General features: G+C 58.3%; 25 protein-coding genes and 1 tRNA gene. 15 read left to right on the top strand and 11 right to left on the bottom strand.

The genetic code is table 11. The features are described from left to right. Positions 1-153: 153 nt before the first annotated feature. From ETC00_RS12090 to ETC00_RS12080, 3 genes are all read left to right on the top strand, one after another. Positions 154-705 (top strand): AAA family ATPase, encoded by a 552-nt coding sequence (locus tag ETC00_RS12090; RefSeq protein ID WP_171566336.1) that lies wholly within the window; start codon positions 154-156, stop codon positions 703-705. Between the two features lie 171 nt (positions 706-876). Further along, positions 877-1,050 (top strand): hypothetical protein, encoded by a 174-nt coding sequence (locus ETC00_RS12085; RefSeq protein WP_171566233.1) that lies wholly within the window; start codon positions 877-879, stop codon positions 1,048-1,050. Between the two features lie 24 nt (positions 1,051-1,074). After that, positions 1,075-1,254 (top strand): H-type small acid-soluble spore protein, encoded by a 180-nt coding sequence (locus ETC00_RS12080; RefSeq protein WP_171566335.1) that lies wholly within the window; start codon positions 1,075-1,077, stop codon positions 1,252-1,254. Positions 1,255-1,318: 64 nt separating this feature from the next. On the opposite strand, the gene clpP is transcribed toward ETC00_RS12080, so the two are convergent. The 5 genes from clpP to ETC00_RS12055 all read right to left on the bottom strand — a co-directional run bounded on the left by clpP (position 1,319) and on the right by ETC00_RS12055 (position 4,669). Next, positions 1,319-1,912, bottom strand: a complete 594-nt coding sequence (clpP, locus tag ETC00_RS12075) for an ATP-dependent Clp endopeptidase proteolytic subunit ClpP (protein WP_171566348.1) — start codon at positions 1,910-1,912, stop codon at positions 1,319-1,321. Between the two features lie 120 nt (positions 1,913-2,032). Continuing rightward, positions 2,033-3,172: a bactofilin family protein gene (locus tag ETC00_RS12070; RefSeq protein ID WP_171566334.1), complete on the bottom strand. Its 1,140-nt coding sequence runs from the start codon at positions 3,170-3,172 to the stop codon at positions 2,033-2,035. Further along, positions 3,172-3,732 carry an anti-sigma factor family protein gene (locus ETC00_RS12065; RefSeq protein ID WP_171566333.1) on the bottom strand — a complete coding sequence of 187 codons (561 nt, stop codon included), beginning with the start codon at positions 3,730-3,732 and terminating at the stop codon, positions 3,172-3,174. Before ETC00_RS12065 ends, ETC00_RS12070 begins: the two co-directional genes overlap by 1 nt. Beyond that, on the bottom strand, positions 3,719-4,324 hold the full coding sequence (locus ETC00_RS12060) for an RNA polymerase sigma factor (protein ID WP_171566332.1): 606 nt from the start codon (positions 4,322-4,324) through the stop codon (positions 3,719-3,721). Before ETC00_RS12060 ends, ETC00_RS12065 begins: the two co-directional genes overlap by 14 nt. Before the next feature lie 126 nt (positions 4,325-4,450). Next, positions 4,451-4,669 carry a hypothetical protein gene (locus tag ETC00_RS12055; RefSeq protein ID WP_171566331.1) on the bottom strand — a complete coding sequence of 73 codons (219 nt, stop codon included), beginning with the start codon at positions 4,667-4,669 and terminating at the stop codon, positions 4,451-4,453. A 574-nt stretch (positions 4,670-5,243) separates the two neighbouring features. On the opposite strand from ETC00_RS12055, the gene ETC00_RS12050 reads away from it, so the two are divergent. Further along, a complete protein-coding gene (locus tag ETC00_RS12050; RefSeq protein ID WP_171566330.1) occupies positions 5,244-6,446 on the top strand; it encodes a branched-chain amino acid ABC transporter substrate-binding protein in 1,203 nt (400 codons plus the stop codon). Between the two features lie 284 nt (positions 6,447-6,730). Here ETC00_RS12050 and ETC00_RS12045 read toward each other — a convergent pair. Continuing rightward, positions 6,731-6,808, bottom strand: a tRNA-Arg gene (locus ETC00_RS12045). A gap of 41 nt (positions 6,809-6,849) precedes the next feature. Here ETC00_RS12045 and ETC00_RS12040 point away from each other — a divergent pair. From ETC00_RS12040 to eno, 10 genes are all read left to right on the top strand, one after another. Then, positions 6,850-7,014, top strand: a complete 165-nt coding sequence (locus ETC00_RS12040) for a hypothetical protein (protein ID WP_171566329.1) — start codon at positions 6,850-6,852, stop codon at positions 7,012-7,014. Between the two features lie 68 nt (positions 7,015-7,082). Beyond that, positions 7,083-8,459: an RNA polymerase factor sigma-54 gene (gene rpoN, locus ETC00_RS12035; protein WP_171566328.1), complete on the top strand. Its 1,377-nt coding sequence runs from the start codon at positions 7,083-7,085 to the stop codon at positions 8,457-8,459. Between the two features lie 3 nt (positions 8,460-8,462). Continuing rightward, entirely contained in the window at positions 8,463-8,732 is a 270-nt protein-coding gene (locus ETC00_RS12030; RefSeq protein WP_171566327.1) for a glutaredoxin family protein, read from the top strand. A gap of 173 nt (positions 8,733-8,905) precedes the next feature. Further along, positions 8,906-9,925, top strand: a complete 1,020-nt coding sequence (locus tag ETC00_RS12025; protein WP_171566326.1) for a sugar-binding transcriptional regulator — start codon at positions 8,906-8,908, stop codon at positions 9,923-9,925. Positions 9,926-9,949: 24 nt separating this feature from the next. After that, positions 9,950-11,305 (top strand): Na+/H+ antiporter NhaC family protein, encoded by a 1,356-nt coding sequence (locus ETC00_RS12020; RefSeq protein ID WP_171566325.1) that lies wholly within the window; start codon positions 9,950-9,952, stop codon positions 11,303-11,305. A 28-nt stretch (positions 11,306-11,333) separates the two neighbouring features. After that, positions 11,334-12,338 carry a type I glyceraldehyde-3-phosphate dehydrogenase gene (gap, locus tag ETC00_RS12015; RefSeq protein ID WP_171566324.1) on the top strand — a complete coding sequence of 335 codons (1,005 nt, stop codon included), beginning with the start codon at positions 11,334-11,336 and terminating at the stop codon, positions 12,336-12,338. A 101-nt stretch (positions 12,339-12,439) separates the two neighbouring features. Continuing rightward, complete coding sequence (locus ETC00_RS12010; protein ID WP_171566323.1) at positions 12,440-13,624, top strand: phosphoglycerate kinase; 1,185 nt, start codon at positions 12,440-12,442, stop codon at positions 13,622-13,624. Between the two features lie 14 nt (positions 13,625-13,638). Beyond that, positions 13,639-14,406: a triose-phosphate isomerase gene (tpiA, locus tag ETC00_RS12005; RefSeq protein ID WP_171566347.1), complete on the top strand. Its 768-nt coding sequence runs from the start codon at positions 13,639-13,641 to the stop codon at positions 14,404-14,406. 13 nt (positions 14,407-14,419) lie between these two features. Further along, positions 14,420-15,961 carry a 2,3-bisphosphoglycerate-independent phosphoglycerate mutase gene (gene gpmI, locus ETC00_RS12000; RefSeq protein WP_171566322.1) on the top strand — a complete coding sequence of 514 codons (1,542 nt, stop codon included), beginning with the start codon at positions 14,420-14,422 and terminating at the stop codon, positions 15,959-15,961. 96 nt (positions 15,962-16,057) lie between these two features. Next, on the top strand, positions 16,058-17,344 hold the full coding sequence (eno, locus tag ETC00_RS11995) for a phosphopyruvate hydratase (protein ID WP_171566321.1): 1,287 nt from the start codon (positions 16,058-16,060) through the stop codon (positions 17,342-17,344). A gap of 93 nt (positions 17,345-17,437) precedes the next feature. Here the strand turns inward: eno and ETC00_RS11990 are convergent, their stop codons facing one another. The 3 genes from ETC00_RS11990 to ETC00_RS11980 are packed head-to-tail and all read right to left on the bottom strand — an operon-like array spanning position 17,438 to position 20,327. Further along, positions 17,438-18,262 (bottom strand): ABC transporter ATP-binding protein, encoded by an 825-nt coding sequence (locus ETC00_RS11990; protein ID WP_171566320.1) that lies wholly within the window; start codon positions 18,260-18,262, stop codon positions 17,438-17,440. Positions 18,263-18,282: 20 nt separating this feature from the next. Further along, complete coding sequence (locus tag ETC00_RS11985; RefSeq protein WP_171566319.1) at positions 18,283-19,320, bottom strand: FecCD family ABC transporter permease; 1,038 nt, start codon at positions 19,318-19,320, stop codon at positions 18,283-18,285. Beyond that, positions 19,317-20,327, bottom strand: coding sequence for a FecCD family ABC transporter permease (locus tag ETC00_RS11980; RefSeq protein WP_171566318.1), 1,011 nt, complete (start codon positions 20,325-20,327; stop codon positions 19,317-19,319). Before ETC00_RS11980 ends, ETC00_RS11985 begins: the two co-directional genes overlap by 4 nt. Before the next feature lie 196 nt (positions 20,328-20,523). Between ETC00_RS11980 and ETC00_RS11975 the strand changes: the two genes are divergently transcribed. Further along, positions 20,524-21,528 carry an ABC transporter substrate-binding protein gene (locus ETC00_RS11975; protein WP_171566317.1) on the top strand — a complete coding sequence of 335 codons (1,005 nt, stop codon included), beginning with the start codon at positions 20,524-20,526 and terminating at the stop codon, positions 21,526-21,528. Positions 21,529-21,592: 64 nt separating this feature from the next. On the opposite strand, the gene ETC00_RS11970 is transcribed toward ETC00_RS11975, so the two are convergent. Both ETC00_RS11970 and ETC00_RS11965 read right to left on the bottom strand, forming a co-directional pair. After that, complete coding sequence (locus ETC00_RS11970; protein WP_171566316.1) at positions 21,593-22,339, bottom strand: ABC transporter permease; 747 nt, start codon at positions 22,337-22,339, stop codon at positions 21,593-21,595. Between the two features lie 12 nt (positions 22,340-22,351). After that, positions 22,352-23,089: an ABC transporter ATP-binding protein gene (locus ETC00_RS11965; RefSeq protein WP_171566315.1), complete on the bottom strand. Its 738-nt coding sequence runs from the start codon at positions 23,087-23,089 to the stop codon at positions 22,352-22,354. Positions 23,090-23,094: the final 5 nt, after the last annotated feature.

Raw genomic sequence — 23,094 nt, 5'->3', positions numbered from 1 at the left:
CCGTTTGCAATCGCAATGCTGCTCCTTGCAAGAATCAGAGGCATAATGCAAAGCAACTTCATTCTTTGCGGGTGCCTCTTTTTCTTTTACCGTGCGGCGGCGATGGCGTTGTACTCGGCTGTTTCACATCCCGTGTAAAAAGGGTGAGTGACCATGATTGTAATGATAAATGGTGCGTATGGCGCCGGGAAGACGACGGTTGCCAGCAGGCTGGCTGCATCCATACCGAACAGCATGCTGTTTGACCCGGAAGAGGTGGGCTTTATGCTGCGCCGCATCGTTCCGGAGGAAATGAGGCTGCGCGAGGAAAAGACAGATAATTTTCAGGATTTGCAATTGTGGAGGGTGCTGACGGTAAAGGTGGCCGGGCTGCTGAAGATGACCTACGGGAAGCATTTGATTGTTCCCATGACGATTATACATAAGGAATACTTCACATACATTTTTAACGGCTTCAAAGAGCTGGACAAACATACCTGCCATTTTTGCCTGATCGCCAGCCGGGAAACCCTCTATGAACGGCTCAGAAGGCGGGGAGAAGCGGAGGGGAACTGGTGTTACCGGCAAATCCCAGCGTGTGTGGAGGCTTTTCAGGACACATGTTTTGAAGAAAAGATTATGACGGATGGGGTGCCGGCAGAGGAAATCGTTGATTACGTAAAAAAACGTATCGAAGCGATGGCCCATGCTGACGCGACGGGGTGATTTGGAGCAACCGTAATATCCTCAAGGTACGCGTCTGTTTGGGGCAGGCTGCATGTTTTCCCGTCGCCCGGGGGAATCTAACAGATGAAACAGGCAAGGCTTCCACTCGCTGCCGCATGCGATGGAGTCTTTCATCACCCGGTGCCCAACCGCGCCAAAGGAGGGAGACGTGTGGAGAACAACCGTGACACCCTATACGAAGGACGCGACCAGTACGACATGGACATTGACCGTATGGTAAACGAGGGGCTCGGCGGCGGACAGGTCAGCGACCAGAACGGATTGATCGAGGAGTCGACCACCGATACCATGACGGGCGCCAGTTCGGCCCGCGACAATCGCTGACAGCACCAAGGGAGGGAATGATACATGGATGTGAAGCGCGCACAGGAAATCCTGCGCTCCTCGGAAAAAATCGAGGTCCAGTACAAAGGGCAGCCGGTCTGGATCGACGGCGTGGATGAACGAACCGCGACGGCCCGCGTCCACATTGAAGGCAATCCGGCCAACAGCATGGCGGTCGAGGTCGGACAATTGGAGGAGAAGTAAAAACACCCGGCCTTGCTGGCCGGGTGTCGTGCTTCGAGGGGAAGAACCCTGTCAAGCCGATTGCTTATTTGGAAGAGGATTCCGGCGTGATTACCTTGTCGATCAGGCCGTACTCCAGCGCTTCCTGAGCGGTGAGGAAGTTGTCGCGGTCGGTATCCTTTTGAATCCGCTCCAGCGGCTGACCGGTGCGCTCGGCGAGGATTTTGTTCAGGTGTTCGCGCATTCTCAGGATGCGTTTGGCAGCAATTTCGATGTCGCTCGCCTGGCCTTGCGCGCCGCCGAGCGGCTGGTGAATCATCACTTCGCTGTTCGGCAGGGCAAAGCGTTTGCCCTTGGCGCCCGCCGCCAGCAAAAACGCCCCCATCGACGCGGCCATGCCGACACAAATGGTGGACACATCCGGTTTGATGAATTGCATCGTATCATAAATCGCCATACCGGCGGTAATCGAACCGCCCGGGCTGTTGATGTACAAGTGGATGTCTTTGTCCGGGTCCTCGGCCTGCAGGAACAGCAGTTGCGCTACGACGATGTTGGCAACGGTGTCGTTGATCGGCGTTCCGAGAAAGATAATGCGATCCTTTAGCAGGCGCGAATAAATATCATATGCACGTTCACCGCGATTCGTCTGTTCGATGACGGTGGGAATCAAGTTCATATGCATTAAGCCTTCCTCCTCTCTTGGTAAGATTAATCATACACGAAAGGTCAGTAAAGGTCAAACAGGTAACTGCAAGCCTTTCTCTCAGTTCTCTCCCAATCCTGCCTCTCCTAAACCTTATGGCGTCAGAAATGTTTTATTCGCCTGACGGACCGCGCAGGCCAGCGATCCGAGGAAGGCCATCCACACCGGCAGCGCGAACAGCCAGCCGGCAAACGGGATAATCAGCAGGCACTGCAGCGCCACCACGCCCAGCAGCTCGGCGAGCAGGGGGGGAAGCCGCCAGCGAAAACGCTCGGCCAGCCGGATGCCGATCCAGGAGCCGACAAACACCTTTGCCGACCAGGTAAGCAGCACGAATGCCAGCAGCAGCGCCACCGTCACCGGAATCCCGACGACGGTCACCAGCAGCGCGATCGACAGGAGCGGCAGGCCGAGCACCAAGCCGGCGCCACAAGCGAACGCCTGTCCCGGGTGCCGGTCCAATTGGCTGTAGATGCAGCTCAGCCCGGCCGGGAAGAGAAAGCGCACAGCCAGCCAGAGCAGCAGCGTGCTGAGCAGCGACGAGAGGCCCAACAGGATGGGAAAGTAGGAAAAGGTGTCTTGGTCTGCAGCCACCACCGCGGGGGAATACAGTTCCTTCCCTTTGAGGACAGCGCCGGAACCGATCGCAGCCCGATGCGGACTGGAGTAGACCAGATCGCCGCCGATCACGGCAGGTGCGTCAATCTGCAGGGAGCTGGAGTGGAGTAGTGAGATGCCTTCTCCGATTTCGCCCGTGATGCGCAGGGTGTCCACCTTGCCGTTTGCTTCACGGGCCACTTTGCCGTTCAGGTCCGCATGCGGGGTAAACATCAGCAGGCTGCCGCCTATACGGCCGTTCTGCTCCAGCACGATGTGGCTGGAACCGACGGTGACGTTTCGTTCCACATTGCCGGAGATCGACAGCTGCTGCGTGAAGGCGCGCACATCTCCCGCGACAGTGCCGTCGATGCGAGTGTCGACCGCAAACGCGAGGACATCACCGGTGACGCGTCCGCGTATCTGTACGTTTTCTGCAAGCACGTACAGGTCGCCGTTCACTGTTCCTTCGATGGAGACCGTATTGGCGTTGACCGCCAGATCGCCGTCGTGCACCGCGTCAGCCGGCAGCACGTAGCTATGGTTTGACACTGTGCCGAACGCATGGACTGCATGTGCCGGCACAAGCAGGAAAACGGACAGTAGCAGGCAGAGGATGAGTTTGATCCGTCCCATCAGTCGACCTCCCGATTCTGCAGCCGGGATGGAGGAAAGGGAAGGAAGCGTATGTTCACCAGCAAAAGCAGACCGATCAGCAGCAGCAGCGGCAGCGGCAGTGCCACCACGTATGGACCGGGGACGTTGAACAGGTCACCGGCGTTGTCCTTCAGCCACAGGGCTGATCCCCAAAAGAAGCGGGATGTCCAGGAATTCCACGCAGAGGCAACCCAGTGAAACCACACACTCTGCCAAAAAATGAGATACCCGGCCGCAACCGCCAGAAGAGTGCCCGCGCCAAGTATCGCCCGCCACAGCAGGCGGCGGCGATGCCGCCTGTGCAGGATGGCAATGCCTTCAATCTGCGCCGCCGTGAGCGAGTCCAACTCCAGCGGCGGCAGCGACGTATCCGCGGCGAAAATCGTCTCTGCCAGCAGATGCTGCTCGCCGGTCAACCGCTCCCACGACTGCCGGCAGTGAAAGCAGTGGTCCAGATGCACTTGAACGCGGGCCGCTTCCTCGGCGGACAACTCGTCATCGCTGTACATCATCAAAGTCAGTTCGTCAATATGCGGCATCGGCCATTCTCCTTTCCTCCCGATGTTTCTCCAGCAATTCTTTTAACTGCTTGCGGGCCCGGAACAGCCGGGTGCCCACGGTGTTTTTGTTCATCCCTACAATGCTGCCGATTTCTTCATAGCTCATGCCTTCGACAAAACGGAGGGTCAGAATCAGCCGGTCGGTTTCGTTCAGGTTGTCCATAAGCGCTGTCAGCTCGGTATGCGTCTCCTTTTCCACGAGGAACCGTTCCGGGCTTTTGACAGTCTCAGCGGGGTGTTTATGTACGTGCAGCAACAACTGTTCGTCCTCCAGCACGATCTCCCGTTTTTTGCGCAGGAAGTCGATGCACGAGTTGGAGGCGATACGGTACAGCCAGGAGTGAAAGGGCAGTGCAGGATCGTATTTGTGCAAATTTTGCGCGACTTTCAGCCAAATTTCGTTGTACAGGTCCTCACCGTCGTGATAGCCGCTGACCAGCTTGCGAACGATGCGCATCACGCGCGGCGCAAACAACAGGACCAACCGGTGGAACGCCCGCGGCTGTCCGTTCACAAACTGCACGGCCAACCGGGCGGCTTCGCTGTTGAGTCGCGCCAGTTCCTGATCCATCACGCATCCCTCCTCCCAGTGATCAATACGGGATCGCCTCCGTCAAAATTTCAATCGACGGGCTCCCTCCTTCAAACATAGCAGGAGAGGCGGGCACTGGAAAAGAGGGGAGCTTCCGAAGCGGACTCAGGCTTCCGTTTCTTCCGCTTCGGTTAGCTCAACAGCCAGGCGCAGCGTCGCGTTCATTTTCCGTCCCTTGATGATCGTGTATTCTTCCACCTGTCGGGCCTGCAGCTTGTTGATGGCCTCGGCCAATGCCTGTTCGTCCGTATACGGCTGAATGGTCAGCAGGCATTCTTCGTCGTTCGCTTCCTGGTAGATGAGGTACAATCGCTCGTTTGCCACGAGAACCGCTCCTTCTTGAACTTATCCACAGAGTTGTCAACAGGTTGTGCACAAAAACGTTTGTTCGCAGGATATGTGCCGTTTCTTCATAGTGTGGCATGCAGACGCAGGAAGGTTCATTGGTAATTATTGGTATTTTTGTGTGGCAAGGAGAATCACGTCCATCTAGACGGACAAGCAAGCCGTTTGGCGGATTCATCCGTTGTAACAGCCTGTCTTTTTCCCGTATAATAAGGCAGAAAGCAGTGGGAGAGGGGAAGTGCAAGATGGAAACGACGGTCATTGTGGCCAGTGTCGTCATGTTTATCGGGTTTATCGCCTTGACGCTCTATGTCACGAGCAAAGCGTACTCCCGCAAATACAAGGAATAGAGAAATAGCCAAACGCGCATGCAGCCGCTTCCCGACGGGAGGCGGTTTTCCTTTTTCATCATCTTGGAATCGCTCCTATAGGTATTGCCTATATCTTGCATCTATTTTATCTGTTGCAAATTTTCGTATTTATTTTAAAATATGAGCAAGTGGTTTTATTTCATCAATTGGTTTGCTGGTAAAGTAAAGGGGGATTTCTCGCGATGAAAAAACAGAAATCATTTGCGTTTCTTGCAACGGTTTTGGCGCTGGGCACCGCTCTGGCCGGCTGCGGACAGCAGCAGTCTAGCGACAGCGGCAGCAATTCCGGCTCCAACTCGGGTTCGCTTCAAAAACTGGTGATCGCTTCGGTCGGCCCGCTGTCCGGTCAGTACTCCGATTACGGCAGCACCGCCAAGGCGGGGGCCGAATACGCCCTGAAACAAAGACAGGAAGATTTCAAAAAACTGGGCTTTGACGTTCAACTGCTCGCCCAGGACGACCAGGCCGACCCGAAACAGGGCGTGGCGGTTGCGCAGATGCTCATCTCCAATCCGGATGTCATCGGCGTCGTCGGCCACGTGACCACCGGTGCGTCGATTACGGCATCCGCCCAGTACGAACAGGAAAAACTGGTCATGGTTTCGCCGTCCTCGACCGGGGCCAACCTGACGGAAGAAGGCAAACAAGTGGTGCACCGCATCTGCGCGCGCGACGACATGCAGGGCTCCAAGGCGGCTATCTACGCCAAGAACCAGTTGGGCGTCAAGTCGGCCTACATCGTGCACGACAAGCAGGCGTACGGTCAGGGACTGGCAGACGAGGTGAAAAAGCAATTTGAAAAGGACGGCGTCCAGGTGGTCGGCTATGAAGGCATTACCGCCGGCGAAAAGGACTACAGCGCCGTGATCAACCAAATCATCGCCGCCAAACCGGAGATGATCTACTTCGGCGGCTACTACTCCGACGCCGGCGTGCTCATCAAGCAGCTTCGTGAAAAAGGCTTCAAAGGCATCGTGATGGGCGGCGACGGCTACGACTCCGCTGATCTGGTGAAAATCGCAGGCGCCGACAATGCCAACAACGTCGTGTTCACGTCCGTCGTTGGCGACATCGGGGCGACCGAGGAAGGCAAGAAATGGATTTCCGAATTTGAACAGGCTACTGGCAACAAAGTCGGGATCTTCACGTCCTTTGGTTACGACTCGATGAACGTCCTGCTGCACGGTCTGGAAGAAGCGATCAAAGCCAACAACGGTCAAAAACCGACCCGCGAGCAAGTGCTGGAGCACGTGCACAAGATCAAGGACTTCCAAGGCCAGTTCGTCAAAGTCGGATTTGACGACAAAGGCGACAACGAGTATGCGTCCGTCTACGTGTACAAATACGAAAACGGCCAGAAAGTATACGTGGGTGAAGCGCAGTAACGCGCGGATGAGTCCGGTCGATCGCATCAGCCGGAACGGGACCGCAAGCTGAACAAACAGGACCCGCAGTAAAAAAGCGCTCTGGAGAATGCTCTCCAGGGCGCTTCAGCGTGTAGACAAAGTGAGTGGTGCATGGGTGATAGGACCCGTTCGCTTTCTTGACGACCAGCAAAGAAGTTGGTAGCGTCCGCTGCAAAACGCGACGCGGGCAGGGGGGCATGTACACGTAAAAAACGCGACCCTCTGCCTGGCAGAGAATCGCGTTTATAGCTGATTGCCACGTATGGTGCGCCCGGTAGGAGTCGAACCTACGCAAGACGCGGTTCCGGAGACCGCCGCTCTATCCACTGAGCTACGGGCGCGTGACGATCTTTATTATAGAACATATTTTAGGGATATGCAAATGCAAAAACTGGAAAATCACAAAAAACTTTTTGGGGCAGAGGCAGTCACACCGCTGCTGCTGAGTCTTCGTGTTTGCCAACAGTACGCGCAGCGGTCAATGTCGGTTGATTGGGCGAGCAGACATATTGAAAATCAAATATTGGCAGGAAAATTGCATGATTGAGCGAATATAATTGAGAAAAGACAGAAGTGCCGAAATCTGCTGCATAATAGAGAAGGGGGGCGAACTCGATGAACATGGGACTGGGTCTTTATCAGGAGCAGACGCTGAAGCTGGTGATGACGCCGGAGTTGAGACAGGCGATCACCATTTTACAGTATTCGGCTGTCGATCTGCTCTCCTATCTGCAGGAACAGGCAAACGAAAATCCCGTAATCGAGTTGCAGGAAGAGGCGGTGGACGCGGCACCTGTAAAAAAGGAGCGTCCGGCTCCGGAAATCGACTGGAAGGAGCTCGTGGGAAATCGGGCCACGGGTGAATACTCCGTGGGGAAAAATGAAAGCACTTACAATCCGCTCGACTTCGTGCATCACGACACGGTCACGCTGTACGAACATTTGGAACGGCAGCTTGGCTACGTCAAGGGCTTTACGCCGCTGCAGCGGAAGATTGCCTTGTTTTTGATCGGCAATCTGGACGAAAAGGGCTATCTGGAAGTCCCGCTGGAGGAAGCGGCGGAGCGCCTGGGGGTGGCGTTGCACGAGATTGAAGACGTGCTGGCCGTCCTGCAGCACTTTGACCCAGCCGGGGTGGCGGCCCGCAGTCTGGAAGAATGTTTGCTGCTGCAGCTCCGCCACTTGGGCTTGGACGACGACAACATCGTGCAGGTGGTAAGTCTGTATCTGCACGATCTGGCCGACTGCCGCTATCAGCGGATTGCCGAGAAGATCGGCTGTACGGTGCGGGATGTGCAGGCAATGGCTGATCTGCTGCGCACGCTCAACCCTCGTCCGGGTTCCGCCTTTTCCCGCGCCGAGACGCGCTACGTCATCCCTGACGTGGCTGTGGAAAAGGTGGGCGACGACTACGTGGTGTTGGTCAACGACGTGGCGACGCCGCGGATCAAAATCAACAGCTTTTACGAGAAAATGCTGCGCCAGCAGAAGAGCCAGGATGACGCCCGGCAGTTTATTCACGAAAAGCTGAATGCCGCCATGTGGCTGGCGAAAAGCCTGGAGCAGCGGCGGTTGACCCTGATGCGCGTCACCCAGGCGATCGTCGAGATGCAGCGGGACTTTTTCGAGCGCGGTATACACTACCTGAAGCCGATGACGCAAAAAGAGATTGCCGAGCGGGTCAATCTGCACGAGTCGACCATCAGCCGCGCGACCAGCAACAAATACGTGCAGACGCCGCGCGGAATTTTCGAACTGAAGTACTTTTTTACGTCGGCACTGTCGACGTCCAGCGGCCAGGCAGCCTCGTCGGAGAGTGTCAAGCGCCGGATCAAGGCGCTGATAGAACAGGAGGACCGGAAACAGCCGCTGTCGGACCAGAAGCTGTCTGAGATGCTGCTGCAGGAAGGCATCGAGATTTCCCGCCGGACCGTGGCCAAATATCGGGAAGAGATGATGATCCCCTCGTCAGCGAAGCGAAAGAGGTTTTGAGAGATGCAAGCAGGCAAACCGTTTGAGATCGTGCTGTACGGGCGGAAAAACTGTCATCTGTGCGAGCAGGTGGAGCAGTCAATCCGCCTTCTGGAGATGGAGTTTCCGCTGCGCCTGACCGTGGTCGACATCGAGGAGGATGATGCGCTGCACGAAAAGTACATGCTGGTCATCCCCGTCGTGGAGATTGACGGACAGGAGGCATTTCGCTCCGTCACCAGCGTAGTCAGCTGGGAAGAACTGCGAGCGGAGCTGGTTCGCCGCCTGCAGTAACCGGCAACACGTCCCTTGGCTCTGATGGGCTGAGGGACCTTGCATGTTTTTTACAGGTGTGTTACATTCAAAGAGAAGTGAGATTATTTTTTTGCTCCAACCGGGACAAAAAATGTTACAGCGGGACAAATTATGTCCCGGAACAAAAACCAAGCAGACGAGGAAGAAGGCAGATGCGGCGTTTCATCGAGATGCAACAAAAACTGCTGCCCGACCTGGTTGATGTAATGCGGCAGCGGTACATGCTGCTTCGCTCGGTGCATCACCTGCAGCCAATTGGCCGGCGGGCTCTGGCCCAGGAGCTTCACAGCACGGAGCGCATCCTGCGGGCCGAGGTGGACCTGCTGAAGGAAACCGGGCTGCTTCACGTGACGGCAGCCGGGATGAGCTTGAGCGAAGAGGGTCAGCGTGTGCTGGATGAACTGGAACCGCTGGTTGGCGAACTGTTCGGCCTGACCGAGCTGGCAGAACGGCTGCAGCGAGTGCTGGGCATCGCCAAAGTGATCGTCGTCCAGGGAGACGCCGACCATTCCCCCTGGGTCAAACAGGAGCTGGGACGCGTCGGAGCGCGCGTGCTGAAGCAGTACGTGCGGGAAGGAGACATCGTCGCTGTCACCGGCGGGACGTCGATCGCCAGTGTGGCCCAGCATCTGACACCGTCACCTGCGTTTAAAGGCGTCCAGTTTGTCCCGGCCCGCGGCGGACTGGGTGAGCGGGTGGAACTGCAGGCCAATACGCTGGCATCGGCGATGGCTGCCAAGACCGGTGGAACATACCGCCTGCTGCACGTGCCGGATCGGCTGCATCCGGAAGCGCTGCAAAGCCTCTTGCGGGAACCGCAGATCAAAGAGGTTCTGGCCCTGCTGAAGCACACCCGGATCGTCCTGCACGGCATCGGCGACGCCCTGACGATGGCCAGACGGCGCAGTTACTCCGAAGCGGAGCTGCGCGAGCTGGAGCAGGCCGGAGCCGTGTCGGAAGCGTTTGGCTACTACTTTAACGAGGCGGGCGAGACGGTTCACCGCATGCCGACGATCGGCCTTCAGCTCGAGGACGTCAAAAAGGCGGAGGCGGTACTTTCCATCGCGGGCGGCAAGAGCAAGGCGAAAGCGATTCTTTCCTTTTCCAAGCAGTCGTGCCAAAATGTACTCATCACGGACGAAGGGGCGGCGCGTGCCATTTTGTCCGAATGACTGCATTGGAGGGACGAGGAATTGATGAACGTGCTGACGGTCCTCCCCGTTTTGTCGTTGATCGCGGGGATCGCGCTGAGTCTTCATTTCGGCTTTCCGCTGTATCTGGGGATGGTTTTTTCCATCTTGGTCACACTTGTTAGTGTACATCGCCTTGGTTATTCCTGGAGAACACTGTTGGTGTTCGGCTGGGACGGCGTAAAGCAGACCAAACCGGTGCTGCTCATCCTGTTTCTGGTCGGGCTGCTCATCCCTCTCCTGATGATGGGCGGCACGATTCCTTCCATCATCTATTACGGGCTGTCGGTCGTCGATGTCCGGTACATGTTGGTTCTTTCGTTTCTCCTGACCTCGGCGACAAGCTACCTGCTGGGAAGTTCGGTGGGGACGCTGAGCACGATCGGCCTGTCGTTGATGGGGATCGCCCACACGGCAGGAGTACCGGGCGGAAGCGTGGCAGGCGCGCTGATCAGCGGCGCGATGGTGGGGGAACGGTTTTCCCCTCTCTCCAGCAGCCGGCTGCTGGTATTGAGCATCACCGGCATGACTGAAGAGGAGGAACGCCGCAGCAACCGCCCCGCTCTGTTCACGGTGGGGGCGTGCACTTTGTTGTTCCTGCTGGTGGACCTGCTGCGCAGTCAGACGGGCGTAACGGACATGATCGGCTTTTACCAGGAACTGCTGCACCGATTCTTTTTCATCGGCTGGCTGCCGCTGGTCCCGCTGATTGTGCTGATCGGCTCGTTTGCCTTGCGGGTCAGGGCAATCCCGGCCCTGCTGTACGGGATCGCTGCAGCCGCGGTGCTCGTGCTGACGACGACCTCGCTGGACGCCGGAACCATCTTTCGCTCTGTCCTGAGCGGATACGAGCTGCATTCCGGCACGCCGCTGGACCAACTGGTGCGCGGAGGCGGGATGGCCTCCATCCTGAACGTGCTGGTGCTGATTAGCCTGGCCGGCTTTTTGAACGGCATCCTGAACAAGGCCAATCTGCTGGCCCCGTTGGTCGACCGGCTGATGGGCGAGACGGTACGGCCGGCAGCCTTTGCGGGCAAAGCCGTACTGTTGTCAGTGCTGGTGGTCGCCATCAGCTGCAACCAGACGATTCCGCTGTTGGTGCTTGGTTCGACGCTGCTGGAGCGGTTCTCCCGGCTGGAGGGGGGAAAGGTGCTGCTCGGCCGGACGATGCTGAATTCGACCATGTTGATTCCGGTTATCATTCCCTGGTGCGGCCTGGCGATGTTGATGGCCGTCACCTTGGGCGTTCCCACTGTCGAGACGCTGCCGTATTTGTTCTTCCCCCTGTTGCTGCCGATTGTAACGATAGTCACTGCCCGTTCCTTTCAGACGGCGGGCGTTTTTGAAAAACTAAGCAGATAACGATGATGAGAGAGCAGGAGGTATTGTCATGGTAAAAGTAGGTATCAACGGATTTGGCCGCATCGGTCGCAACGTGTTTCGTGCTGCGCTGAACAATCCGAACGTGGAAATCGTCGCCGTCAATGACCTGACCGACGCGCAGACGCTGGCCCACCTGCTGAAGTACGACTCCGTACACGGCGTGCTGGATGTGGATGTGGAAGCGCGCGAAAACACGCTGATCGTCGGCGGCAAGGAGATCAAGGTGTTGGCGGAGCGCGATCCGGCTCAGCTCAAATGGGCGGAGTACGGTGTAGAGATCGTGGTGGAGTCCACCGGCCGTTTCACCAAACGGGAAGACGCGGCGAAGCACCTGGAAGGCGGAGCGAAAAAGGTAATCATCTCCGCGCCGGCGACCAACGAGGACATCACGATCGTAATGGGCGTCAACGAGGACAAATACGATCCGCAAAAGCACACGGTCATCTCCAACGCATCCTGCACGACCAACTGCCTGGCGCCGTTCGCCAAGGTGCTGCATGAGAAGTTTGGCATCGTGCGCGGGCTGATGACGACCGTTCACTCCTACACCAACGACCAGCAAATCCTCGACCTCCCGCACAAAGACATGCGCCGTGCGCGTGCCGCTGCGACCAACATCATCCCGACCTCGACCGGTGCTGCCAAAGCAGTGGCGCTCGTGCTGCCGGAGCTGAAAGGCAAGCTGAACGGCTTTGCGATGCGCGTACCGACGCCGAACGTGTCCGTCGTCGACCTGGTGGCCGAACTGAAAACCGACGTAACGGTGGAAGATGTCAACCGCGTGCTGAAGGAAGCGGCGGAAGGACCGCTGAAAGGCATTCTCGGCTACTCGGAAGAACCGCTGGTCTCCTCCGACTACAATGGCAACCCGGCTTCCTCTACAATCGACGCACTGTCCACAATGGTACTGGAAGGCAGCATGGTCAAAGTCGTCTCCTGGTACGACAACGAATGGGGCTACTCCAACCGCGTTGTAGACTTGTGTCAATTTGTTGCAGAACGTGGCTTGTAAAAAGTAAAATAGAACTGTTGTGAAAAAAGGGAGAGCGTCCTCTCCCTTTTTCCCATACGCTATTTTCCGAACATAAGCCATAGTTGTGGGGAGGATCGTTCATGAACAAGAAGTCTATCCGTGATGTGAACCTGGCAGGTAAGCGCGTTTTCTGCCGCGTCGACTTCAACGTACCGATGCAGGACGGCGTGATTACCGACGACACGCGCATCCGTGCCGCCCTGCCGACGATTCGTTTCTTGCTGGATGCAGGCGCCAAGGTGATTCTCGCCAGCCATTTTGGCCGTCCGAAAGGGCAGGTGGTCGAAGAAATGCGCCTCACGCCTGTTGCTGCCCATCTTTCAGCACTGCTCGGCAAAGAGGTACAGAAGCTGGATGACTCTGTCGGTCCCGACGTGGAAGCAGCCGTCGCCAACATGCAAAACGGCGACGTGATCCTTCTGGAAAACGTGCGTTTCCATGCAGGTGAGGAAAAGAACGATCCTGAACTGGCACAACGCTTTGCGCAGCTGGCCGATGTGTTCGTCAACGACGCGTTTGGGGCGGCACACCGCGCCCATGCGTCCACGGCGGGCATCGCCCAGTACATCCCGGCAGTAGCGGGCCTGTTGATGGAAAAGGAAATCCGCTTCCTGGGCGGCGCCCTGACCCGTCCGGAGCGTCCGTTTACGGCCATTGTCGGCGGCGCAAAGGTTAAAGATAAAATTGCCGTAATCGAAAACCTGTTGACCAAGGTGGATCATCTGATCATCGGCGGCGGCATGGCCAACACCTTCCTCAAGGCAAAAGGGTACGGCATCGGCGCCTCCCTCTGCGAGGACGACAAGCTGGATCTGGCCCGTTCGCTGATGGCACAGGCCGAGGAGCGCGGCGTCCAACTGCTGATGCCGGTGGATGTGGTGGTGGCGGACCGCTTCGCGCCTGACGCACAGAAACAGACCGTCTCCGTCGACGCGATTCCGGACGGATGGATGGCGCTCGATATCGGCCCGAAAACGGTGGAACGCTACCGCAGCGTGATCGTCGATTCCCGTACGGTTGTGTGGAACGGGCCAATGGGCGTGTTTGAGATGGACGCCTTCGCCCACGGGACGATTGGCGTAGCTCAGGCGATGGCCGACTGCTCCGGCACGACGATCATCGGCGGCGGCGACTCCGTAGCAGCCGTGGAAAAAGCAGGCGTGGCGGAAAAAATGACGCACATTTCCACCGGCGGCGGTGCTTCCCTGGAATTCATGGAAGGCAAGGAACTGCCCGGCGTGGCCGTGCTCGAGGACAACGAATAGGGAGGGCGATTCCTCTGAGAACCCCAATTATCGCTGGAAACTGGAAAATGTACAAAACGATTGCCGAAGCCGTCCGCTTCGTCCAGGAGGCGAAAGCGGGCAGCGCTCCGGCTGGCGTGGAACAGGTGATTTGCGCGCCGTTTACGGCTCTGGCTGCCCTGGCAGAGGAGCTCAAGGGCACCTCGATCGCCCTGGGGGCGCAAAACGTTCACTTTGAGGAGCAGGGCGCCTTTACCGGTGAGGTCAGCCCGCTGATGCTCAAGGAGATCGGCGTCCGCTACGTGATCATTGGTCACTCGGAACGGCGGCAGTATTTCAACGAATCGGACGAGACCGTCAACAAAAAGGTGCTGGCTGCCCTGAAGCACGGCATCAAGCCAATCGTCTGCGTGGGCGAAAGCCTGGAGCAGCGGGAGGCGGGGGAAACCGCCGCAGTCGTGCGCAGTCAGACCGAAGCGGCGCTGGCCGGCGTGGAGGCCAACCAGTTGGCAGACGTAGTGATCGCCTACGAACCGATCTGGGCGATCGGCACGGGCAAATCGTCCACGGCGGAAGACGCCAACGAGACGATCGCGATCATCCGCGGCACGATTGCCGATCGGTTTGGCCAGGCAGCTGCCCAGACCGTGCGCATCCAGTACGGCGGCAGCGTGAAGCCGGAGAACATCGACAGTTTCATGGCGCAGCCGGACATTGACGGAGCGCTGGTGGGCGGTGCCAGCCTGACGGCGGACAGCTACCTGCAGTTGGTGTCCAAAGCCGCCGCACAGCGTCAGTCGTAAGGAGGAAAGTCAGATGGCACATCGACCCAAACCGGTCGCACTCATCATTCTGGACGGCTTTGCGCTGCGGGAAGAAACCTACGGCAACGCAGTGGCGCAGGCCAACAAGCCCAACTTTGACCGCTATTGGCAGCAGTATCCCCACGCCACGCTGCAGGCGAGCGGACTGGCTGTCGGGCTGCCGGAAGGGCAGATGGGCAACTCCGAAGTCGGCCACCTGAACATCGGGGCAGGCCGCGTGGTGTACCAGGATTTGACCCGGATCTCCAAAGAGATTCGCGAAGGCGCCTTTTTCGAAAACGAAACGCTGATCGGCGCATTCCGCCACGCCAAGGAACACGGCAAGCAGGTGCACCTGTTCGGCCTGATTTCCGACGGCGGCGTGCACAGCCACATCGAGCATTTGTACGCACTGTTGGAGCTGGCCAAACGGCAAAATGTCGACCGCGTCTTCATCCACGGTTTTCTCGACGGGCGTGACGTGGCGCCGGACAGCGCCGTCGGCTACATCGAGGAACTGCAGGGCAAAATCGCCGAGCTCGGCGTGGGCAAAATTGCCACCGTGCAGGGACGCTACTACGCGATGGACCGGGACAAGCGCTGGGAGCGAATCGAAAAGGCGTACCGGGCAATGGTGTACGCGGATGCACCGGCTTACACCGACCCGATTCAGGCAGTCAAGGAATCGTACGAGAAGTCGATCATGGACGAGTTTGTGATGCCGACGGTGATCGTGGACGAGCAGGGCAAGCCGGTTACCACCATCCAGAGCGGCGATTCGATCATCTTTTTCAACTTCCGGCCGGACCGTGCGATTCAGATTTCGCAGGCGTTCACCAATGACGACTTTCGCGGCTTCGACCGGGGTGAGGGGCATCCGCGCAACCTCCACTTCGTCTGCCTGACGCATTTTTCCGAGACGGTGAACGGCTATGTGGCCTACAAACCGACCAACCTGGACAACACGCTGGGCGAAGTGCTGGCGCAGCACGGATTGAAACAGCTTCGCATCGCCGAGACGGAAAAATATCCGCACGTCACCTTCTTTTTCAGCGGCGGACGTGAGCAGGAGTTTCCCGGCGAGACGCGCATCCTGATTCCGTCGCCCAAAGTGGCCACCTACGACCTGAAGCCGGAGATGAGTGCGCCGGAAGTGACGGAAGCGGTGCTGAAAGAGATCGAAGCGGAACGTTTCGACGCGATCATCCTCAACTTCGCCAATTGCGACATGGTGGGTCACTCCGGCTTAATGGAGCCGACGATCAAGGCAGTGGAAACCGTGGACGAATGCCTCGGCAAAGTGGTGGACGCCATCCTCGCCAAAGGCGGCGCAGCGATCATCACGGCTGACCACGGCAATGCCGACCTGATGCTGGATGAAGCAGGACGGCCGGTAACGTCCCACAGCACCTTCCCCGTGCCGGTAATCGTCACGAAGGAAGGCGTGACACTGCGGGAAGACGGCATTTTGGCCGACCTGTCGCCGACCATGCTGGAGCTGTTGGGTCTGCCGCAGCCGGCGGAAATGACCGGGAAATCGCTGATCGCCAAGTAAACAGCCAAGAAGACGAACCAGGCCAACGACGAACGCCGCACCCGCGAGTCCCAGGCTGGTGCGGGGTTCTCCAACATAACAAAGGAGATGGTCACAATGACGATGATTACCGACATTTACGCACGCGAAATCATGGACTCCCGCGGCAATCCGACCGTGGAAGTAGAGGTGTATCTGGAAGACGGCTCCATGGGCCGTGCAGCCGTTCCGTCCGGCGCATCCACAGGCGCGTACGAAGCAGTGGAACTGCGCGACGGTGACAAGAGCCGCTACCTCGGCAAAGGGGTACTGAAAGCGGTGGAGAACGTCAACGAGATTATCGCGCCGGAACTGATCGGCATGGACGCGCTGGATCAAGTGGGCATCGACACGGCGATGATCCAACTGGATGGCACCCCGAACAAAGGCAAACTGGGCGCCAACGCGATTCTCGGCGTCTCCATGGCAGTCGCCCGCGCCGCAGCTGCGTCCCTGGGCGTTTCCCTCTACAACTACCTGGGCGGCTTCAACGCCAAGACCCTGCCGGTGCCGATGATGAACATTCTCAACGGCGGCAAGCACGCAGACAACACGGTGGACATCCAGGAGTTCATGGTGATGCCGGTCGGAGCCGAATCGTTCAAGGAAGCACTGCGCATGGGTGCGGAAATTTTCCACTCGCTGAAAAAAGTGCTCGCTGCCAAAGGCATGAACACGGCAGTAGGGGACGAGGGCGGCTTTGCGCCTAACCTGAAATCCAACGAAGAAGCGATCACCACCATTCTGGAAGCGATCAAGGCGGCTGGCTACGAGCCGGGCAAAGACGTCTTCCTGGCGCTGGATGTGGCCGCTACCGAAATGTACAAGGACGGCAAGTACCACTTTGAAGGTGAAGGCGTCGTGAAGACGACGGAAGAAATGATCGCCTTCTACGAAGACCTGGTGAGCAAGTACCCGATCATCTCCATTGAAGACGGTCTCTCCGAAGACGACTGGGACGGCTGGAAAGTGCTGACCGAGCGCCTCGGCGGCAAAGTACAGCTCGTCGGCGACGACCTGTTCGTGACCAACACCGAGCGTCTGGCGCGCGGGATTGAAAATGCGACCGGCAACTCCATCCTGGTAAAAGTAAACCAGATCGGTACGCTGACCGAAACCTTTGACGCCATCGAGATGGCGAAGCGGGCCGGCTACACCGCAGTCATCTCTCACCGCTCCGGTGAAACGGAAGACTCCACCATCGCTGACATCGCGGTTGCGACCAACGCCGGCCAGATCAAAACAGGGGCTCCGTCCCGCACAGACCGCGTGGCCAAGTACAACCAACTGCTGCGCATCGAAGACGAGCTGGGCGACACCGCACGCTTCGGCGGCCGCAACGCTTTCTACAATCTGAAGAAGTAAGCCCATTCGCGGCAACGCAAAAAAGGTGCTTTCCCTCTGAGGGAAAGCACCTTTTTTTGTTCGTTTATCGTGTACCGATCGATCGGGCCGCATCTATGCGTGCACCATCTGTCTCGGCTCAGCTGCAGTGGTCAACCGGCTTTTGCTGAACGGGATGCACATCGGCGTGCCGTAGAGCGGATCGCGTGTGATCTGACACTCCATCTGAAACACGTGGCGGACCATTTCTTCTGTCATGACCGCGTCCGGGCTGCCCTCGGCGTACACGCTCCGGTTGTGCACGGCGACGATGTGGTGAGCGTAACGGCATGCCAGGTTCAAGTCGTGCAGTACCATGACGATCGTGCGCTGTTCCGTCCGGTTCAGTTCGTACAGCAGGTCGAGGATCTCAATTTGGTGCGCCATGTCCAGGTAGGTGGTCGGTTCGTCCAACAGGATGGTCTCCGTCCCCTGGGCCAAGGTCATCGCGATCCAGGCACGCTGCCGCTGTCCGCCTGACAGCGAGTCGACGGGCTGGTTGGCCAATTCGGTCAGTTGGGTGGCGGCCAGCGCCTTGGTCACCATCCGTTCATCTTCCTCCGACCACTGCTGCAGCCAACTCTGGTACGGATAGCGCCCCTGCTTGACGAGCTGCAGGACGGTCAAGCCTTCCGGAGCTGTCGGCCCTTGGGGCAGAATCGCCAGCCGCTTGGCCACTTCCTTGGTCGACTGCTTGGCGATCGACTCGCCGTCGAGCAGGATCGCCCCTTGCTTGGGCTTCAACAACCGGGCAAGCGAGCGCAGCAAGGTGGATTTGCCGCTGCCGTTGCTGCCGATGAAAACCGTGATCTGCCCGCGCGGGATGCGCAGATCAAGTGCTTCGATGATATTCCGTTCGCCGTAGGACAACGTCAACTGACGGGTTTCCAAGGCATGCACGCTGCTTCTCTCCTTTCAGCTTACCGGTTACGGTTTTTGTAGAGCAGGAAGATGAAAAACGGTGCCCCTACCGCTGAAGTAAAGACGCCGACAGGGATGTCGATCGGGGAAAAGGCCGTTCGCGCGATCAAATCGGCAATCAGCAGGATCAGGCTGCCGATCAGGGCGGACACAGGCAGGGCGCCTCCAAACGAGGGGCCGACCAGCATTTTGGCGATGTGCGGCGCCAGCAGGGCGACAAAGCTGATTTCTCCGCCGACGGAGACGGCCGCCCCGGTTAACGCGGCACAGATGAGTAACAGCGCAAAGCGGTCGAATTGAACCAGGCTGCCCACGCTGGTCGCCACTTCGTCGCCCAACTGCTGGACGTTGACACGGCGGGCGAGCAGCGCAGCCAGCGCGATCAGGCCGACAACCCACGGTCCGATCATCTTCACGTCGTTCCAGTCGACGCCGTAGATGCTGCCGGTAAGCCACAGGGTGGCCTTGTTTTGCAGGACAAACGGACTGAACAGGATCAGCACCGTAATGACTGCGCTGGCGGCGATTTTGATGCCCACGCCGATGAGCACCAGCCTTAGCGGCGTCACTCCTTTTTTCCAGGCGAGCGCGTACAGGATCAATGTCGTCAGCGTCGCTCCCAGAAACGCGACAGGGGGAAGCCACTGGATGCTGACCGATTCAAAGTAGAGCAGAAAGGCGACAGCCGCAACCGCAGCGCCTCCCGTTACCCCGAGAATGTCTGGCGCAGCCAGGGGATTGCGGACGATTCCCTGCAGAATCGCCCCGGCTGCTCCCAGCGCGGCACCCACCAACAGGCCGATGACGACGCGGGGGAGGCGAAACTGCGTTACGATTAGCGCATCCTGCTCCTCTCCCATGCCCAGAAACGCCTTTACGACGTTGAGGGGAGAGATGTTCATTTCGCCCATCCCCAGGCTGACTACCATGACGGCCGCGGTCAGCAGCAGGCAGACGGCGGCGCACAACAGCGACTTCTTGTGAATGTGGAAGGAAAAGGAGCCTTTTTTGTTGCGCAGCGACAGATACGACTTCATTTTTTCTCCAGCCCCTTTCTCGCCACGTAGATGAAGAACGGGATGCCGACCAGAGCGGTCATCGCTCCGATGGGCACTTCCGCAGGCTTGGCGATGAAACGGGCGGCGATGTCCGCTGCAAGCAGGATGGCGGAACCGAGGATGCCGCTGTACAAGAACACCCACCGCGTGTCCACCCCGACCAGGTAGCGGGCGAGATGCGGCGTGACCAGTCCGACGAAGCCGATCGGCCCTGCCACGGCGACTGAAGCGCCGGAAAGCAGGACGATCACCACGCCGGTCATGATTTTTACCAGCAGGGTTCGCTGCCCCAGTCCCTTGGCCACGTCATCGCCCATCAGCAGGGTCTGGATCGGACGGGCGAGCAGGAAGGCTCCCACCCAGGCCACTGCCATGTACGGAAAGACGGCTTGCAAAAACTCCAGCTTGCGTCCCCCCACCGAACCGGAGAGCCAGAACAGCACCTCGTCCAGTGCCTTTTCGTTCAGGACGAGCATGCCGTGCCGGGCGGATGCGGCCAATGCGGTGATGGCTGCACCGGCCAGCGTCAGCTTGACCGGCGTCAGGCCGTCCCGACCCAGCGATCCCAAGAGGTAGACGACGAGGCCGCTGGCCGCGGCGCCCAGAAAGGAAATCCAGGTAAACGCGGTAAGGGAGCTGATGCCGACAAACGTCACCGCAAACACAACAAACAGGGCGGCTCCGGCGTTGAGGCCGAACAGTTCGACGTCGGCCACCGGGTTGCGCGTCAGCGATTGCAGCAGCGCGCCGGCGATGCCCAGGCTGGCTCCGACGGCGAGGGCATTCAGCACACGCGGGACGCGAACTTCCTTGATGACGATGTGTTCATTGGAACCGTTGAAGTGCGTGTAGGCGTCAATCGCCGTTTGCCAACTGGTGTCGATGACGCCGAAGATGAGGCTGAAGTAACTCAAATATAATAGAAGGAACAGGCCGATACAGACGCCAGCGATTTTGAGCGGATTGCTGTGGAGTAACGATTTCATTGTCTTCATCCTTGGGTGACGATTTCTACTGTTCTTATCACATTTCAGTGTAGTTCTTGCCGGCGTGCATTGTCAATGATTTTGAGATTCATTATCACCATTTTTGCAGTTGACTTCATCTGACCCTGGTAGTAGGATATTGGGTGTAAATGAGTTTAATTCTCATTATCATCAAGAATAGAAGGGAGTCAATTTCATGTTTTCTCGTACATACCGCACAGTACGCGGCAAAGCGTTTTTTGCCCTGCTGATGGCCCTGCTGCTGATCGTCACCGGTTGCGGCGGCGGACAGCAGGCAGCCGACCAAAAACCGGCTGACCAAACGCAAGCTCAACAGCCTGCGGGCAGCTCCGATCAATCCTACACGGTGAAACACGCGATGGGGGAAACCAAGATTCCGGGCACTCCGCAGCGCGTAGTCGTCCTCACCTCGCAGGGGGTGGAAACGCTGGTAGCTCTCGGTGTTAAGCCTGTGGGCGCGGTCGGTTCCTGGACAGATCCGACGACCTTTTACGATTTCGTGAAGCCGCACCTGGAAGGCACCAAAACGCTTGGTACCGAGTCCCAGCCGAACATTGAAGCGATCGCGGCGCTGAAGCCGGACCTGATCCTCGGCATGAAGTTCCGCCACGAAAAGATTTACCAGCAGCTGACTGCCATCGCGCCGACTGTCTTCGTGGAAGAACCGCGCGGCGACTGGAAAGAAAACTTCATGCTGTACGCGGAAGCGCTCAACAAGAAAGCAGAAGGCGAAAAAGTGCTGGCCGATTGGAACAAGCGCGTTGAAGAGTTCAAGGCGAAAGTGGGCGACAAGGCGAAGACCAAAGTCTCTCTCGTTCGCTTCATGCCCGGCCGTGTACGCATCTACTACAACGACACGTTTGCCGGCACGATCATGAAAGACCTGGGCGTAGCTCGTCCGGAGTCGCAAAACAAAGAAGAATTCGCCGCCGAAGTGACCAAAGAGCGGATTCCGGAAATGGACGGCGACATCATGTTCTACTTCTCCTACGAGACGGGAGACGGTGAAGCGACCAAGTTGGAAAAAGAGTGGACCAACGATCCGCTGTGGAAAAACCTGAACGTGGTGAAAAACAACAAAGCGTTCAAAGTGGACGACACGATTTGGAACACCTCTGGCGGCGTAATCTGTGCCAACAAAGTGGTGGACGAACTGGAAAAATACCTGCTCCAACAATAGTGAGAGCGACAGGCTGCCGGGATTCATTCCCGGCAGCCTGCTTTTTGCCCGGTGATCGCACGCGTTACGGAATCAGCATGGATTCGCGGGTAAACCAGAGCCGGTAGCACAGCAGGCTGACCAGCACGGCTGAGATTGCGGCGGACGAAGAAAAGGCGAACATGATCATAATCTGGTAGCGCACGGCATCGAGCGGATTGGCTCCGGCGATAATCATGCCGGTCATGGTGCCGGGAAGCTGCACCAGCCCGATCGTCTTCATCGTGTCGAAGGTGGGGATCATGCTGGTTTTTACGGTCCGTTTCAACACGTCGTGAATCGCCTGCCGCTTGGTTGCGCCCAGGCAGAGCAACGTCTCAATCTCGCCGCGGGCGGTGTTCATTTCACGCTTCATGTGACTGAGAAACAGGCCGCTGACCAGCATCGCATTGCCGATGATCATGCCGGAGAGGGGGATCAGGTACTGCGGTGTCGGTTCGATCAGCCCCAGCAATAGCAGCAGTCCCATCGTCACAACCGTCGAAGTTGTCAGTGTGGCGGCGATGCGCCAGAGTACACCCGGCAGCCGGTCCCCCCGGCGTGAGGCGTTCCAGGAGGCGACGGCGATCATCATGGTGAGCACCAGCGCCAGATAGACGGGGTGGTCGGCGTGAAACACGACCTGCAGCACGTACCCGATCACCAGCAGTTGGACGGCACAGCGAACCGTGCTGATCACGATTTCCTTTTCCAGGCCGAGCTTCTGCCAGAGGGACAGCAGCAGCGCGATCAGGACAAACGATACCGACAGCCACAGCGACATTGATGACATCCCTATTTCCTCCTATCCCTTCTGGATGGCGGCGGCCAAAAATCGGCGCGCCTCCTCCGAAGCGGGAGCGTCAAAAAACAAATCGCTCGACGCATCCTCCAGCAGCCGGCCGTCTGCCATGAACCAGACCCGCTGGCCGATGGAACGCGCCTGCTCCCAGTCGTGCGTAACCCAGATGAGTGTGGTGCCCTCCCGGCGGTGCAGGTCGGCCAGCAGCTGTTCGGTCGCCTGTTTGCTGAGCGCATCCAGCGAGGCGGTCACTTCGTCCAGCAGCAGTACGGTCGGCCGCAGCAGCAGCGAGCGGACCAACGCGACGCGCTGTTTTTCCCCGCCGGAAAGCTGGTCGGCCGGTTTGGACCAATCCAGTCCGCCCAGTCCCAACTGCTCCATCCATGCCCGGGCCTGATCGGCAGGAAAGGAACGCTGGTGCAGGCGGCTGATCGTCTGCAGGTTGTCCTCCACGCTGCCCGGCAGCATGACCGGCTGTTGGGCGACGTAGCTCATCGTCATGCGCCAGCGTTCCGGCGTCCATTGTTCCGGAGGTTTTCCCGCCAGCCGGACGCTCCCGCTGTCCGGGCGGGTGAGCAGGGCCAGGATGCGCAGCAGGGTGCTTTTGCCCTGTCCCGACTTCCCCAGGATGTGGATGATGGCCGGCTCTTCCACCACCGCCGACAGGTCGGCGAACAGCCAGCTGTCGGGCCCTGACGACGACCGTTTGCCCAGTTGTTCCAGTTCCAGCAGCGGTGCCATCTGCT

This window comes from Brevibacillus sp. MCWH (assembly GCF_013096935.1).
GTDB lineage: Bacteria > Bacillota > Bacilli > Brevibacillales > Brevibacillaceae > Brevibacillus > Brevibacillus aydinogluensis.
The sequence above is the reverse complement of the archived record's forward strand: the minus strand, read 5'-3'. Positions and strand labels throughout refer to the sequence as shown.

What these genes read in the sequence shown, in the direction of transcription:
- ETC00_RS12090 (WP_171566336.1), top strand. Translation starts at nt 154, where the DNA reads ATGATTGTAATGATAAATGGTGCGTATGGCGCCGGGAAGACGACGGTT.
- ETC00_RS12080 (WP_171566335.1), top strand. Translation starts at nt 1,075, where the DNA reads ATGGATGTGAAGCGCGCACAGGAAATCCTGCGCTCCTCGGAAAAAATC.
- clpP (WP_171566348.1), bottom strand. Translation starts at nt 1,912, where the DNA reads ATGAACTTGATTCCCACCGTCATCGAACAGACGAATCGCGGTGAACGT.
- ETC00_RS12070 (WP_171566334.1), bottom strand. Translation starts at nt 3,172, where the DNA reads ATGGGACGGATCAAACTCATCCTCTGCCTGCTACTGTCCGTTTTCCTG.
- ETC00_RS12065 (WP_171566333.1), bottom strand. Translation starts at nt 3,732, where the DNA reads ATGCCGCATATTGACGAACTGACTTTGATGATGTACAGCGATGACGAG.
- ETC00_RS12060 (WP_171566332.1), bottom strand. Translation starts at nt 4,324, where the DNA reads ATGGATCAGGAACTGGCGCGACTCAACAGCGAAGCCGCCCGGTTGGCC.
- ETC00_RS12050 (WP_171566330.1), top strand. Translation starts at nt 5,244, where the DNA reads ATGAAAAAACAGAAATCATTTGCGTTTCTTGCAACGGTTTTGGCGCTG.
- ETC00_RS12040 (WP_171566329.1), top strand. Translation starts at nt 6,850, where the DNA reads ATGCAAAAACTGGAAAATCACAAAAAACTTTTTGGGGCAGAGGCAGTC.
- rpoN (WP_171566328.1), top strand. Translation starts at nt 7,083, where the DNA reads ATGAACATGGGACTGGGTCTTTATCAGGAGCAGACGCTGAAGCTGGTG.
- ETC00_RS12030 (WP_171566327.1), top strand. Translation starts at nt 8,463, where the DNA reads ATGCAAGCAGGCAAACCGTTTGAGATCGTGCTGTACGGGCGGAAAAAC.
- ETC00_RS12025 (WP_171566326.1), top strand. Translation starts at nt 8,906, where the DNA reads ATGCGGCGTTTCATCGAGATGCAACAAAAACTGCTGCCCGACCTGGTT.
- ETC00_RS12020 (WP_171566325.1), top strand. Translation starts at nt 9,950, where the DNA reads ATGAACGTGCTGACGGTCCTCCCCGTTTTGTCGTTGATCGCGGGGATC.
- gap (WP_171566324.1), top strand. Translation starts at nt 11,334, where the DNA reads ATGGTAAAAGTAGGTATCAACGGATTTGGCCGCATCGGTCGCAACGTG.
- ETC00_RS12010 (WP_171566323.1), top strand. Translation starts at nt 12,440, where the DNA reads ATGAACAAGAAGTCTATCCGTGATGTGAACCTGGCAGGTAAGCGCGTT.
- gpmI (WP_171566322.1), top strand. Translation starts at nt 14,420, where the DNA reads ATGGCACATCGACCCAAACCGGTCGCACTCATCATTCTGGACGGCTTT.
- eno (WP_171566321.1), top strand. Translation starts at nt 16,058, where the DNA reads ATGACGATGATTACCGACATTTACGCACGCGAAATCATGGACTCCCGC.
- ETC00_RS11985 (WP_171566319.1), bottom strand. Translation starts at nt 19,320, where the DNA reads ATGAAGTCGTATCTGTCGCTGCGCAACAAAAAAGGCTCCTTTTCCTTC.
- ETC00_RS11980 (WP_171566318.1), bottom strand. Translation starts at nt 20,327, where the DNA reads ATGAAATCGTTACTCCACAGCAATCCGCTCAAAATCGCTGGCGTCTGT.
- ETC00_RS11975 (WP_171566317.1), top strand. Translation starts at nt 20,524, where the DNA reads ATGTTTTCTCGTACATACCGCACAGTACGCGGCAAAGCGTTTTTTGCC.
- ETC00_RS11970 (WP_171566316.1), bottom strand. Translation starts at nt 22,339, where the DNA reads ATGTCATCAATGTCGCTGTGGCTGTCGGTATCGTTTGTCCTGATCGCG.
- ETC00_RS11965 (WP_171566315.1), bottom strand. Translation starts at nt 23,089, where the DNA reads ATGGCACCGCTGCTGGAACTGGAACAACTGGGCAAACGGTCGTCGTCA.